A 14,268-nucleotide genomic window follows, 5' to 3' on the forward strand; every position below is an offset into this window, starting at 1 on the left:
TGTCAATATATTTTTACAAATCTTTTTTTAAAGTAGGTAATGTTAATAAAATCAATATTTTAAGGTAATGTTAGTAAGATCATAATAGTTACCTTTGTAAAAAAAGAATTATGATGCCTCAAAAATTACTTTTACTATTTAGTCTTTTAACTGCTTCTATTTGTTCTTCGCAAATTTTTATCAATGAAATTGATGCAGATACAGCAGGTTCAGATCAACTAGAATTTATAGAATTAAAATCTACTAATCCAAATTTCCCTTTAGACGGTTATGTTTTAGTTTTTTTTAATGAAACTAATTCTTCTAGTTATTTTACTTTTGATTTAGATGGTTATACAACAGATATTAATGGAATTGCTCATTTTGGGAATAGTGCAGTAAATCCTTCACCTATGGGTGTTTTCTTTAATGGTGCAATTCAAAATGGTCCTGATGTTGTTGGTTTGTATCAAGCTAATCCTAGTGATTTTCCATATGACACATCCACTTCTACTGGAACTTTAGCAACTACTACAAATTTAATTGATGCTTTGGCTTATTCTAATTCAACAACTACTCAACCTTCAAATTTAATGACTATTTTAGGACTTACTGTTTGCACAGGGAGTACAGTTGCAAAGTCAGTACAAAGAAAAAATGATGGTACTTATGAGTCAAAAGCTCCCACTCCAGGAGTTAATAATGATGGCAGTGGAGTTGTAATTAATTATGTAACAGTTTCTACTTCTCAAGCTAGTTATACAGAAGGAGATAGTTTTAATATAGTGTTTACTACCGATACTCCTGTAACTAACCAGACCTTGGTTGTTAATTTTACCACTGCAAATGGTACCTTTATGGCTAATGATATTACTGGAGGTTTTACTGTTTCTATTCCAGTTGGACAAACTACTGGGCAAACGTTTGTAACTCTTACAGATGATAGTACAGATGAAGGTGACGAAGAAATGCTTATTGATGTTCAAGCCTTACCTTTTGGCTATTCTTCTGCCAATGATAATGTTATTATAAGAGTTTATGATAATGATTATGTGGTTCAAGCTTACGGTACTCCTTTAAACCCTACATATGGAATCGTTACACCAACAACACCAGCTGGTTATTACGATTCTTTAGAAGGTTTATCTGGTGCAGCTTTAAAACAAGCTTTACAAGATATTATTGCTGATCCTAATACGGTTCACGCCCATAATTATGGTGATATTGAATATATTTTAAAAGAATCGGATAAAAATCCTGAGAATTCTAATCAGGTTTGGCAAATGTATGTAGAAACACCTAAGCCTATAATAGATTATCAAACTGGTTCTAGTAACATAGGTGTTTGGAATAGAGAGCATATATTTCCACAGTCTCGAGGTGGTTTTTCAAGTGGTACTTCTTCCACAGCTGATGGTATAAATGTATGGTTGCCAACTGATGCTAATGATATTATGGCTGGGCATGGTGATGCTCATCATATTAGAGCAGAAGATGGAGCTGAAAACTCTACTCGAAGTAATAGGGATTATGGTGTGGATTATGATGGGCCAGTGGGAAGCCAAGGAAGTTGGCATGGTGATGTAGCTAGAGGTTTGTTCTATATGGCTGTTCGTTATAATGGTCTTAATTTAGTAAATGGAGATCCATCTGATGCTATTGCTGGTCAAATGGGTGATTTAGCTTCTTTATTAGCTTGGAATACGCAAGATCCAGCAGATGATTTTGAAATGCATCGTAATAATTACATTTATACTTGGCAAGTGAATAGAAATCCTTTTATAGATTATCCTCTTTTGGCTGATTATATTTTTGGAGCCAATTTTGGTCAACCCTGGTCTTTTTCTTTATCGAATGAGAATTTTGCAGCGAATTCTATTAAAGTTTATCCAAATCCAACCACTGATTATTTGATTTTTTCTGGTATTGAAGGTAGTGCCAAAGCGGGAATTTATAATTTATCTGGACAATTGATAAAGGAATATGTTTTTGAAAATGAATCTCGATTCACTATTGATTTAGCTTCTGGTATGTATCTTGTAAAAGTTTCTAATGGGAATCAATCTATTCATAAAAAAATAGTAGTAAAAAAATAGTAGAAAAAGCTATATATTATTAAAAACGACTAAAAGTCGTTTTTTTTGTTACAAATTGTTGAGTAGGTCGTCTTAAATTTATCATTAACAATAAAACGAATCCTTATGAAAAACTTTTTGTACACCTTAGTATTTGTATTTTGTAGCAGTATCATCTTTGCACAATCCTTTAAAAAATTTGAAAATAATAAAGAAGTTTCTTCTTTTGTTGTCCATAAAAACTTGTTTTCAGATATTGAAATTAGTGAAAAAGGAGGTAACTCAGAAGAGACAAAAATTGTAGACTTCTTAAAGAAAATAGAATTTGTAAAGGTTTTTTCTACTTCCAATGTTAGTCTTAGAAATGACATGAAAACTATTGCTAAAAAATACAAAAAGAATAAAAATTTGGAACAATTGATGCGATTTTCAGAAAATGGTAAAGAAGCTAGTTTTTTAATGAAAACTAATAAAAAAGAAGAATTAGAAGAATTGATGATTTTTGTAGAAGGATCTGGTAAAAGTGATAGTGTTTTGATTCTTTTTTCTCTAAGTTAGATTTTTTATGTAACTGAATTAGTTAAAACCTGTAAGATTCTGTCTTACAGGTTTTTTAATTTAATAACTCCCATTTATACGTTTACTATTATCTTTTCTTCTTAAAAATGACTATTTTAGATGAAGTAATGTATTATCATGACACGTATAAAAAAAATAATTCTATTCTTTTTTGGTATTATCCTTTCTCTAGGTATACTCAATTTTGGAATAAATCTTTGGATTGAAATTCAATTGCCTCAAATTATTAACGAGAAAAATGATTCCGATTATCAAGTTTCTTATGAGGATATTGATTTGTCTTTGTGGCATGCTAACATAAAAATGCATCACATTTCAGTTGTTCCAAAATCGAATCTTAAAAATACAGACCAAAAAACAGGAATTTACGCTACAGTATCTGAAATTGAAGTGGTTGATTTTAATCTTTGGGGTATTTTATTTGGTGATAAAATAAAAGCTAAACAATTAGTAGTAATTCAACCTAAAATTATTTTGTATAAGAATACTAAAAATGTTATTAGTGACCCTAAAAGTATTCAAGCTAAAGTGATTCAGCCTTTTGAGAAAATAATATTGGTATCTGATATTATTTTAAGCGAAGGTACTTTAACAGTGAAAAACAACACTACAAAACAAAGTTTAGCTGGGTTTAGCAATCTTAATTTAAAATTAGAAGGCATCGTTTTGAATGAAGAAACGTTACAAGAGAAAATTCCTTTTACCTATAAAAACTATTCGCTAGTTTGTGATAGCTTATTTTATCACGTGAATGATTTTTATAAAGTGAGTTCGCATAAAATGATAGCTACTGATTCGTCCTTAAATATAGCGGCTTTTCAATTGCTTCCTAAATGTAGTAGAAAAGAATTTGTGCAACAAATTCCGAAAGAGAGCGATTTATATACTGTTTTTGTGACAGATATTGCACTTTCAAAAATGGATTGGGGATTCAAAAATGATGTTTTTTTCTATACTAGTAATGCGATACATATTAATGCGCTAAATGCTAATATTTATCGAGGCAAAATGCCTGAAGATGATTTGTCTAAAAAGAAATTATATAACAGCCTATTACGAGATCTATCTTTTGATTTAAAGGTAGACACGCTCCAAATTACCCATTCAAAGTTGGTATACGAAGAAGAAAAAGATTTTACAGAAGGTCCTGGTAAATTATCTTTTACCGATTTTAATATGACAGTTTTAAATCTTCAAAGCGGTTTTCAAAAAAGCAAAGTATCTGATACCAAGATAACTGTACAATGTAGATTTATGGAAGAATCTATGTTAAATGTTGACTGGAGTTTTAACACATTGGATGTATCAGATGGTTTTAAGATTAAAGGTACTATTTTAAATTTTAATACTGAGAAATTATCGTATTTTACAAAGCCCTATCTTAATGTTATTGTAAAAGGAACCTTAGACAAAGTTTATTTTAATTTTGCAGGTAATGATGTTAGTAATAAAGGTGATTTTGCTTTGCAATATGATAATTTAGTAGTTGATGTTTATAGAAATAATAAGCGACAAAAAATTAATAAATTTTTATCTGCTATTGGGAATTTGTTTATTAAAGACGACTCTGATGAAGCTTTAAAGACGACTGAAATTGAAGTTGAACGCAAACCAGAGAAATCATTTTATAACTTTTTATGGATAAGTATAGCGGAAGGACTTAAGCACATTTTGATTTAAACGAGATGAAAGAAGCACATCTGAATCCAAGTAGTTTGTCAAATATCCTTTATTTTTTAAAGTCATTGTACTTTAGTGTGATTAGTCGTAGTTTTAGTCTTGTTTTTACGTTTTAAATTTTATACATATTGCACTTGTAGTTGTAAAATTAAGTGCTAAATTTACAAAATAGCCACAAACTAGAAGATGAAACATTCCAGCGTTATAAGTTATATTTAGAGGATAAAAAAGAATATGCAAACTAGCTCACGATATAAAATAATAAGAGTTAAAGCGCTAAACCCTTAGTTGGTAAATATTGAAAAAAGTCAGTCAAACATATAATTTGACAATCATATATAGAATAACGGTATAATTGTATTTTTTGACTAAGTATTAAACCGAAAGTAAGTACATTTTTTACCTTACTATTCTTATACAAAATCTAAATGCAGAATGAAAGAAGAGTTTAAGCAATATATAGCATCATATCTCAAATTATTTCCACATTCAAGCTTAGAGGAATTAGAAATTTTACGCACACAATTAATTATAAAAGAGTTTGATAAAAAAGATTTTTTTTTTAGTAGTGGAGAAATTCAAAGAAATATGGGTTACGTGTGTGAAGGGTTATTGAGGAGGTATTATATAAATGAAAAAGGAAATAAAATAACAACGGGTTTTGTTAGGGAAAATCAATATGCAACGGATTATCCTGCTTTCATAAGACAAAAACCAACTAAGTATTTTATGGAATGTCTTGAACCATCAATAATTATAGAATTGTCTTACGAAAACATACAGGAAGGTTATAAAAAATTTAAGAACAATGAAAAGTATGGTAGACTAACTGCAGAATATGTTTTGACAGTTCAAACTGACCGAGTTGAAAGTTTTTTATTTGAGAATGCCGAACAAAGGTATTTAAACTTCATAGATCGAAACCCTGACCTTATTAATAGAATAAGTTTAACTCATTTGTCTTCATATCTAGGCATTGAAAGACAATCATTGAGTAGGATACGAAATAAAATTGCAAAAAAATAAGATTGTCACATATGTGTCAGGTACAATTCAATATTGAATCAGATCTTTGTAATGTAAAACAAAATATTTCAAAAATGATTTCAAATAAAAAAATTGTCAAAATAGTATTTGCTGTACAATTAACGTTCTTACCATTTTTTATGTTGGGACAAAGTAAAACGACAGACATTGCTCTTCATAAAATGGTTCAGCAACGAACTGAACTTATGTTTGATAGTCTTGTAAAAATCCGAAGAGATTTTCACACTTATCCTGAATTAGCAGAGGAAGAAGAAGGAACCTCAAAGAAGATAGCATTTTATCTAAAATCATTGGGCTTAGAGGTATATACTCATATTGGAGGTTATGGAGTAGTTGGAATTCTAAGAACCAATAAAAAAGGAAAACGAATTGCTTGGAGAGCTGATATTGATGCTCTTGAATCGAACCACTCAGATGTAGTCAATTTTTCATCAAAAAATAAAGGCGTGAGACATATTTGTGGACACGACGTGCATACAACCATTGCACTTGGAATAGCAAAAGTACTAACAAGCTTAAAAGAAAACCTTAGAGGAACTGTTTATTTTATATTTCAACCTTCAGAAGAAAATTGGGTAGGAGCAAAAGCTATGATTGATGACGGTTTGTTTGATCTTATTGATCCAGAAGAAATATACGCATTACATATTGGACCGATGTCTGAAGGAATTATTACCACAAAGGCAAGGAACCCTTTTGCAGATTATAAAGGAATTGAAATTACTTTCGAAAATACAAAGGGTAAGAAAAACATAATTGACTATACAAAAGCCCTTTTTTTGAATCTTCAAAATGTTTTACCTGACAGTAAATTCTGGGATAATAAAAATCTATTAGATCCAAATATAGGATTAGGAAATCCAAATACAATATTTAAAGACTATCTCACGGTTAATCCAAATATCGCTGTTAAAGAAACTGATAATGAGATTTCAGTTAGAGCATATTTAAGTGCTGAAAAGGAAACTCAGTTGGAGTTGATATTAAATCAATTAAGAATGAAACTTAAGAAATCTAGATACTCTGCACAATTTTTGGATATTAAATTTTATAAAGAAACTGCTTTAGTGCTTAATGATGAACAATTAACCTCAGAAACGATGTCTAGTATTGGTGAGATTTATGGAAATGAACACGTTCTTCCACTTTATGGGGCTATACCTGATGGTCGTGGTGATGATTTTTCTTTATTTCAGCGAAAAATTCCAGGAGTCTATTTTTTGCTGGGCGCTTCAAATTTTGAAAAAGGAATAATTTCAATGCCTCATTCGCCAAACTTTGCTGTAGATGAAAGTTGTATTAAAACAGGAGTAAACTTTTTTTCATCAATGATAATAGAAAGACTAAAACAATAAAGTACAGTTGTTACATCTTATAAAACTAATTGCTTACGAGAATTTTTATTCGGTTTTTATTTGCTAAATTTAGTACTTAAAAACTCGCAATTAATCTTATACAATCACGTTGTGCAATATTTTAAAAATAAAAGAGTAAAGTTGAAAATTATTTTAGTTTTTGTTATTTTTACTTTGTTTACGAACTGTAAAGAAGAAAATATAACACCCGAAGAGGAATTAAATAAAGTTCTTTCTAATATTAATAATAGAACTTCTATAAGCTACGATTTGGATTACCGAATTAAATATTTTGACTATCCAGATACAACAAATATTTCTGCCAAAACAATTATTGTTAAAGAAAAATCGGATTCGCTTTTTGGTGGTTCTATTTGGTATTGGAGAAAAGATAGTATAAGCGATTACATTAAATACTATGATTTAAACTCTTTTTATATTATAAATAATATTACTAATAGAGTAATACGATATAACCCTAAAAAACCTATCCCTTATGGTTTTACTAATAATTTTGACGGTAAACTATTAAAAACTTACTTTCTTCAAGATAAAAGTTTAAAAAAACTACTTCAAGATTCTATCTACAAATCAAAAGTGTCTGAAGAAAGAGGTTTATTAAAATTGAGTTTAGTTTATCCAGATGAAGATGAAATTGTTAATCAAGAAAAAGAAATATTTTTTGATAAGTCATTACAGACAGTTAAACAAATAATTTTCAGAGCAGAATTGGATAACTTACAAGAGTATAATGAATGGAATTTGAACAATATAGATTTTAATAGTTATAGAGCAGAGGATCTTGAAGAAAAATTCCGAATGATAACGAAAGACTATGTATTCACAGAATATGAATCACCTTTAAAAGAAGAAAATTCTCCATTGACAAAAGGAGAAAAGGTAGAAGGTTTTATAGGAGAATATTTAACAAAAAACAAATCCGAATTTGACCTTGCAGCTTTTTCAGACAATACAATTATTCTCGATTTTTGGTATAGAACTTGTCCACCTTGCATCAAATCAATACCTCAATTAAATAGTATCTATTCTAAATACAAATCTAAAGGAGTTAAATTATTTGGATTAAATGACATTGATACAGATTCTATTTCAAGAAAGCAATTAATACCTTTTCTTCATAAAGAAGATATAAAATATCCACTTGTACTAATTGACAAAACCATTTCGGAAAAATATAAAGTGAGAGCATATCCGACTTTGTATATAATAAACAAAAATGGAGAAATTGAATATTCTAAATTAGGATTTTCTGAAAATATGGAAAAAGAAGTTGATAGTATTTTAAAGAAGATTTTGAAATAAAAAAAATATTTTATAGATTAAATAAAAGTTATTTTCTGAGTTTTATGTATAAAGTATTTATAAACAACATTTTATTTTTCATATACATAACATTAAGCAATTAAAACAAAAAATCTGTTAACCGAATGTTCCAATGAAGACCTATAAAAACAGCCCTCTAAAAATTTAGAGGGCTGTTTGTTTGTGACTATTTATTTTTTAGATTCTTCTATAGAGACTTTTCTAAATTCTTTTAATAGTTTTTCTAGCTCTAAAGTTGATTTACGCGCTCTTGGTCCAGCAGCTTTTACTCCATTTTCAATCAATGATGCCGATTCTGCTTTGAATGTTTCGAATTCAGCATTGATTTTTTCAATTAACTCTTTCATGATACTTTTTTAAAATTAGAGGGCAAAAATAGCATGTTTGTTTTTAAAATTTAAATAAATTACTGTTAAATATTAGTATTATTTAGGTTAGTAGTAGAATCAGGTTGCCTAGTATGAAATCGAAGCAGGTTTATCTTTCCTGAAATAGTATGAAATTTATCTTAAGAAGTTATGTCTTCTATAAGACTTTCATAAATTTACAAGATAACGGAATTTTTTTCAATTTGTTTTAAATCTATGTGCTTGTTTATTAGTGTTTTTTTTTGGTTCTGTATTGATTTTTCAGGACAAGTCAATTCTATAAAATAATAATTTATGAAAGCAAATATAGGAATCAAATAGGAATCAAATAGGAATACTTAGCTAAAATAGCCTATTCCTTAAGTCAGGTTTTAGTAGAAAGTAAGAATGTTAGGATATTATACACCAGCTTCATTAAAGGAATTTTTGAAACTAACCCATCTTACTGAGCAAACCAATACAAAAAAAAAGTATATGTTTCATTTAAAGATTTGGGAACTAGTGATTTTATAACAGAATTAATGGAAATACATGAAAAAACGGTTTGGATTTTACATTCACATTTAAAATAATATTATGATTTTCAGTATTTCAGCCTTAAAAAATACACCTTTATTGTAGCTTAAAAAGTTTTACGATGTTAAAAAAAAGGTATATAAACGATTTTTCTATTATGTTTCTTTACTTGTTATAGTCAAACTAGTGGGAAAGTTTATAAGATATGATCCTTCTAAATCATCGATACAGATTATTTAGGAAGGGTCAGTTTATTTTTTCTAAAATAAGTTTACATAAAAAAGGGTAGGTTATGGGATCAAATAAAGATTTTTTTGTCATTTTAAGTTAAATCTATTTCTAAATGCTTAGATGTCAAATTTTATGTTTTATCTATACTTGGAATTTTAATAAATATTATAACTATTTGAAATTAATGAGATTACATGTTTGTTTTTTTGATTTTTTTCTAGAATATAAATCTCTTTTTATCTCAATTTATTCAGGTTTTCGATTGAAAATAATTGTAGTTACTACTACAATTATTTGTTTTTTAATTTCTGTCCTGCTATTTCTAAATTTTTTTGAAATAATTCAAGATTTCTATCTTTATTTGCAATGGCAATATTAACTGCTTGTTGATAGTTCTTAATTGATGCTTCTAAGTTACCATTTATCATTAGTAGTTCAGCATAACTATCGAATGCATTTGCAGAGTTCTGATATAGGATTGTATTTGCTTTTAAAATAGATTCTGCTATTTTGTTTTTTTTGTATGTTATTAAATAGTCATACCCTAGATTGTTGATATCTCCTTCATCAAACAAACTAACTTCTTTACATTTTCTCAAATTTTCAAGAATTATGTTGTCTGTTTTTCCAACGGTATAATGGTTTAGTTGGTTGTTTAAATTGGTAAATAGCTGTTTGAATTTTTCATTTCTTTGGGTTCTATAAACTTCTGCGGCTTTCTGAGCAAAGTTAAGTGTTTTTTCATAAGAGTCTTCTAAGGATGTTGCTACTTCTGGAATAACTCCAACTCCTTCCCAATTAGTTTTAGTAACAGGGTTGATAGCTTTTCCTTTAGGAATAAAAACGCTTAAATTATCATTGATTCTTATACTATTTCCTGGATTAGCACCTCCACCTGTAGTTTGCCCTACTAGAGTTGCCCTTTTTTGAGTTTGCATATTATATGAAAATTCTTCTGCTCCAGAGAAAGTTCTTTCGCTTGTAATAATAAATAAAGGAACATTCTCTCTTTTATGTCCTCCAACTTCATCTAATGTCCAAAATTCTTCTGTTGTATTCCCTTCTCTCCAATAAAGACTATTTAAAAGCAATTTTTTATTAAAGAAATAACTACATAAATATTGAACCATTCTAGGGCTTCCACCTCCATTTTTGCTTAGATCTATGATAATTGCATCTGTTCTTGACATTAATTTCATATAAGCATCTGCAATATCTTTTCCAGTTTCCATTCCAGCAAAGCCTCTTAAGTCCAAATAACCTACATTTCCTTCTAGAATTTTAACAGTTTTAAATCCTGCATTTGATTGTCTGGATCTGTCAATTCCAGCAATATGTTCTTCAATCATGCTCTGTTGAGGTTTTTCTGATGTTGTATAGGATTGATTTGATCTTATACGCATGTGTTTGTCTTTATTAATAGCTTGTACAGACTTTGTCAAGGCAGCTGCAAAAGTTTCGTTATTTTTAAATTCATCAAAATAACCTTCTAACATTTGTGTTTTTAAGTGCTCTTCAGTTAACTTAGCAACTTCTGGGAACACGTAGAAATCATTCATTAATTGAGCAAGTTTTTGAATTACGTTTTTTTTGTATTCTTTGGTTAATGAATTGTCCTGTGCTTTAGATAAATTTACATTAAAAAGTAATGTTATAAACAATATAGATAGTTGGGTGTTAATTCTCACTTTTTTCATTTAGTTCTTATTTTTATTATGTTATTCTTTCAAACGGTTCAGGTTATTTATTTTTTCTTCAATGTTTCTATTCTTTGCTTATAATAATCGGTTGCATTTATTTCATAAGCTTTTGTAGCCAATTTTAATGCTTTTTTATATTCTTTGTTTCTTTCATAATAATCTGCCATTGAATCGTATGCATTTGCACTTTTAGGATAATATTCAATTGCCAATTCAAAAAACATTTTTGCCTTTTCTGACTGTTGCATATCTAAATTCATATAACCAGACATATTTAAAATTTCTTCTGGATAAGGCGGAACCGAATAACCAAAATAATTTTTAAGTTTACTCTCTCTATATTTTACTATTTTAAATAAATCCTCTTTTGGAGTATCTGGTGAATTGAATTTATCTGTTTCTTCCCATTGATACCATTCAAAATCAAATATCAAACCATCCATAATAGATGGAAAAGGAATGGTGCCGTGTAAATCTCTTGGATAAAATTTCCATTTAAAAGCCAATTCATTTTTTTTATTTTCCTTTATAATATCTGAAAAAGTAATATTAGATCTTGCAAATAATGTAAAGGTTGATGTGTCTTGCATAACATTTTCTATAGTAATCAGTGGGTTTTGCATATGCAATTGCCCACTTAAGGACATAAACAAAGATTTTCCTTTATAATTATGACTTGATAGTATCTCTCTTGATTCATTAATTAATTTTTGACTGTCCCAATCTAGACTTGGATCGATAGCTAAATAGTTTGAAAATAAATGTGGGTGATGAATTAGTGTGTAAATAGTAAATAAGCCTCCGTATGAATGCCCAATTAAAGTTCTGAAATGGGTTACAGGATATTTCTTTTCTATAAAAGGAATCAGTTCAGTTTCTATGAATTTAATAAAATTAATAGCGGCTCCATTTTCTTCATTAAATGGCATTCCATACATCTCTTTTATATTTGAAGTTGTAAGGTCTCTCATTCTATTCTTACTATTTGAAATAGCAACTAGTATCATTTCGGGTGTAAAACCTCCACTATAATAATCTTGTACATTACTAACTGTCGGAAGAAATATTTCTCCATCTAAAATAAAAGCGACAGGGTATTTCTTGTCACTATTAGGATTATAGTTAGTTGGTAGTTGTACATAAATATCTCTAGATTCTTTTAAGGTTTGTGAATAAAGACTATCTAAAACACCTATTTTTTGTAAAAAATGATTGTTTTCATTTGTCTGAGCATTTCCAAAATGTTGAAAGAAGATAGCAACTCCTGTAATTAAGAATATTTTAAATTTTTTCATTAGTTATTTTTTAATAAAGGTTAATGATTTGTATGTGTTTAGTGTTTAAGTATCTTATAGTTAATATGTTGTTTTTTATCTAGTTGTTGTTTTTCAAATGCCTAGGTTCTACTATGTTTTTTTCTTTTAAGCAAAAGACATTGCGGCAATTGTAAGTAATAGCAATTGGTGTTTTACTATTATTTTAACTTATAAATTAGTTGGAGTTATAAATTTCAACTGCCTTTTTCATGACTTTCATTTGAGTTTGAATAGAATTTCTTCTTCTGTAATCACTTTTAGTTTTAAAAGCTAAAACAACATCTATTTCAGGATAAATAGTAATATTTTGACCTAAAGCTCCCTGAGCCGAATAGGCATTTTTAAGTCTGTAATCACCTGTATTTTCAATTAACCACCACATATAACCATATCCTAAGTCTAGTCCATCTTCTTTAAGAATTGGTACACTTTTTTGAGTTTCCAAATAGGAGGTACGTTGTGTAATTATTTCATTAACCCAGTTTTCTGAGATGATTTGTTTGTCTTTCCATTTTCCTTTTCTAAGCATTAGTAAACCAATGCGAGCCATATCTCTTGTTGAAAACCACATGTGGTAAGCAGGAAATTTTGATATCTCATAGTTCCCGTTTTTTTGTTGAAGCGATTTGTTCCAATCTTGCATTTGTAGGGGAATTGCAAGTTGAGATTCTATTTCATCATAAATAGTCCGATTCGTTTCTTGTTCGAAGATATATCCGGCAACATTGAAATCCCAATTGCTGTATAACCAATGAGTTCCTGGGTTTACAGAACCTCTTTCTGGAGCATATCTACGAAAATCTCCACCATTGGAACCGCTTAAGTATACACCTGACTTAGCAGAAATTAAATCTTTTATTTCAGCCTTTTTTTCTATAGGAAGAAGTTCGGATACATCGTTGATGTTTAATTCTTCTAGTGTTCTATTAAGATTTATTGTGCCATTTTCAACATATTTTCCAAATAGCATAGCAAGAATACTTTTTCTGCATGATGCTATATAGCTGTTTTCTTGTATATCTCCATATTCTAGTACTATTTGCCCTTTATGAACTATAACCAAGCCAGTAATATTGGTGCTATCGATTAGATAACGAGTAAAAACAGAGCGTTCTACATCTTTCCATCCGCTTAGAGAAGGATTTTTGTTTTTTGACCAGTTTTTGTTGGGATAAATTTGTGCTTTACTGGTACAGCAAAATAAAAGTGAAGTTCCTAATAATAGAAATAATAGTGTTTTGTAATTCTTCATTTTATATTGAATAAAATTTTATTTAATATCATGTCAAGTTGAATCAATTCTTGTTCTGTAATCCCAGCAAATGCCTTTTTTCTATTCTCTGCTATCACAGGTTCTAATTTGCTTAAAACTTCTTTACCTTTAGGAGTGATTTCTATTTTAAACCTTCTGCGGTCTTCAATATTCATAGATCTTTTGAGAAAATTTTTATTAACCATTAAATCTATCATTCGGGTTAATGAAGCATTATCCTTAAAAACTAATTCGGCTATTTCTTTTTGACTTAATCCAGGAAAATCATTAAGATATTGCAGAATTAATTTTTGATCGATTGTGATATCATCAACTACTTTTAAAAAATTTCGTTTAGAGAATTTTCGATAGCTTTTTATTGTTTTTTCAATGGTATAAAAAACTGTTTTAGATGGAATTTTCATACTATATATTTGATACAAATATAATTGATATATCAAATAAAAAAAACTTTTCTTTCTTTATTTTAAATTTGTTATACGTAAAATGTAGTAGGAGAGTAGTTTAAAGTGGTAGTTCATTTTAGAATTATTTTTAAAGCTACAGTAAGTGTAAAGACTTATTAAATATCTAAAATTCTATTTTAACTTTTACACTTAATAATTTATTACAATGATTTTATTTATAATCTCTGTTTATCATGTTTACTAATATCTCATTTTTATAGCTATTTTCGGAATAAAACAGATTATAATGAGCTAGAAATATGCTTCTGGAAAATGAAAAAGAAATACTTATAGAAAAGCTTTAGAAAGTAAGCTTATTAGGTTTTGATAATTTTGAAATAATTAAAATTTTGATTTTC

General features: G+C 28.6%; 11 protein-coding genes. 6 read left to right on the forward strand and 5 right to left on the reverse strand.

From position 1 onward, the window contains the following. Positions 1 to 110 precede the first annotated feature (110 nt). The 6 genes from FIA58_RS00045 to FIA58_RS00070 all read left to right on the forward strand — a co-directional run bounded on the left by FIA58_RS00045 (position 111) and on the right by FIA58_RS00070 (position 8,038). The gene (locus FIA58_RS00045; RefSeq protein WP_243754614.1) at positions 111 to 2,075 is read left to right on the forward strand and encodes an endonuclease; all 1,965 of its coding nucleotides are present in this window, start codon (positions 111 to 113) and stop codon (positions 2,073 to 2,075) included. A gap of 105 nt (positions 2,076 to 2,180) precedes the next feature. After that, a complete protein-coding gene (locus FIA58_RS00050) occupies positions 2,181 to 2,612 on the forward strand; it encodes a DUF4252 domain-containing protein (RefSeq protein WP_140958742.1) in 432 nt (143 codons plus the stop codon). Between the two features lie 138 nt (positions 2,613 to 2,750). Continuing rightward, positions 2,751 to 4,313, forward strand: coding sequence for an AsmA family protein (locus tag FIA58_RS00055; RefSeq protein ID WP_140958745.1), 1,563 nt, complete (start codon positions 2,751 to 2,753; stop codon positions 4,311 to 4,313). Positions 4,314 to 4,748: 435 nt separating this feature from the next. Then, on the forward strand, positions 4,749 to 5,339 hold the full coding sequence (locus FIA58_RS00060) for a Crp/Fnr family transcriptional regulator (RefSeq protein WP_140958747.1): 591 nt from the start codon (positions 4,749 to 4,751) through the stop codon (positions 5,337 to 5,339). A 74-nt stretch (positions 5,340 to 5,413) separates the two neighbouring features. Further along, positions 5,414 to 6,715 (forward strand): M20 metallopeptidase family protein, encoded by a 1,302-nt coding sequence (locus FIA58_RS00065; RefSeq protein WP_243754615.1) that lies wholly within the window; start codon positions 5,414 to 5,416, stop codon positions 6,713 to 6,715. A 141-nt stretch (positions 6,716 to 6,856) separates the two neighbouring features. Then, positions 6,857 to 8,038, forward strand: a complete 1,182-nt coding sequence (locus tag FIA58_RS00070; protein WP_140958751.1) for a peroxiredoxin family protein — start codon at positions 6,857 to 6,859, stop codon at positions 8,036 to 8,038. Positions 8,039 to 8,229: 191 nt separating this feature from the next. Here the strand turns inward: FIA58_RS00070 and FIA58_RS00075 are convergent, their stop codons facing one another. The 5 genes from FIA58_RS00075 to FIA58_RS00095 all read right to left on the reverse strand — a co-directional run bounded on the left by FIA58_RS00075 (position 8,230) and on the right by FIA58_RS00095 (position 13,867). Continuing rightward, positions 8,230 to 8,406 (reverse strand): histone H1, encoded by a 177-nt coding sequence (locus FIA58_RS00075; RefSeq protein WP_140958754.1) that lies wholly within the window; start codon positions 8,404 to 8,406, stop codon positions 8,230 to 8,232. 1,058 nt (positions 8,407 to 9,464) lie between these two features. Continuing rightward, the gene (locus tag FIA58_RS00080) at positions 9,465 to 10,871 is read right to left on the reverse strand and encodes a S41 family peptidase (RefSeq protein WP_140958756.1); all 1,407 of its coding nucleotides are present in this window, start codon (positions 10,869 to 10,871) and stop codon (positions 9,465 to 9,467) included. A gap of 47 nt (positions 10,872 to 10,918) precedes the next feature. Continuing rightward, on the reverse strand, positions 10,919 to 12,169 hold the full coding sequence (locus FIA58_RS00085) for an alpha/beta hydrolase-fold protein (protein ID WP_140958758.1): 1,251 nt from the start codon (positions 12,167 to 12,169) through the stop codon (positions 10,919 to 10,921). 196 nt (positions 12,170 to 12,365) lie between these two features. After that, entirely contained in the window at positions 12,366 to 13,442 is a 1,077-nt protein-coding gene (locus tag FIA58_RS00090; RefSeq protein ID WP_140958760.1) for a serine hydrolase domain-containing protein, read from the reverse strand. Further along, entirely contained in the window at positions 13,439 to 13,867 is a 429-nt protein-coding gene (locus FIA58_RS00095; RefSeq protein ID WP_140958762.1) for a MarR family winged helix-turn-helix transcriptional regulator, read from the reverse strand. Before FIA58_RS00095 ends, FIA58_RS00090 begins: the two co-directional genes overlap by 4 nt. Positions 13,868 to 14,268 lie beyond the last annotated feature (401 nt).

Origin of the sequence: Flavobacterium jejuense, assembly GCF_006491595.2 — a bacterium.
Taxonomy (GTDB): domain Bacteria; phylum Bacteroidota; class Bacteroidia; order Flavobacteriales; family Flavobacteriaceae; genus Flavobacterium; species Flavobacterium jejuense.

Excerpts from the sequence above, each read along its gene's own strand:
- FIA58_RS00045 (WP_243754614.1), top strand. The coding sequence starts at position 111 with ATGATGCCTCAAAAATTACTTTTACTATTTAGTCTTTTAACTGCTTCT.
- FIA58_RS00050 (WP_140958742.1), top strand. The coding sequence starts at position 2,181 with ATGAAAAACTTTTTGTACACCTTAGTATTTGTATTTTGTAGCAGTATC.
- FIA58_RS00055 (WP_140958745.1), top strand. The coding sequence starts at position 2,751 with ATGACACGTATAAAAAAAATAATTCTATTCTTTTTTGGTATTATCCTT.
- FIA58_RS00060 (WP_140958747.1), top strand. The coding sequence starts at position 4,749 with ATGAAAGAAGAGTTTAAGCAATATATAGCATCATATCTCAAATTATTT.
- FIA58_RS00065 (WP_243754615.1), top strand. The coding sequence starts at position 5,414 with ATGATTTCAAATAAAAAAATTGTCAAAATAGTATTTGCTGTACAATTA.
- FIA58_RS00075 (WP_140958754.1), bottom strand. The coding sequence starts at position 8,406 with ATGAAAGAGTTAATTGAAAAAATCAATGCTGAATTCGAAACATTCAAA.
- FIA58_RS00080 (WP_140958756.1), bottom strand. The coding sequence starts at position 10,871 with ATGAAAAAAGTGAGAATTAACACCCAACTATCTATATTGTTTATAACA.
- FIA58_RS00085 (WP_140958758.1), bottom strand. The coding sequence starts at position 12,169 with ATGAAAAAATTTAAAATATTCTTAATTACAGGAGTTGCTATCTTCTTT.
- FIA58_RS00090 (WP_140958760.1), bottom strand. The coding sequence starts at position 13,442 with ATGAAGAATTACAAAACACTATTATTTCTATTATTAGGAACTTCACTT.
- FIA58_RS00095 (WP_140958762.1), bottom strand. The coding sequence starts at position 13,867 with ATGAAAATTCCATCTAAAACAGTTTTTTATACCATTGAAAAAACAATA.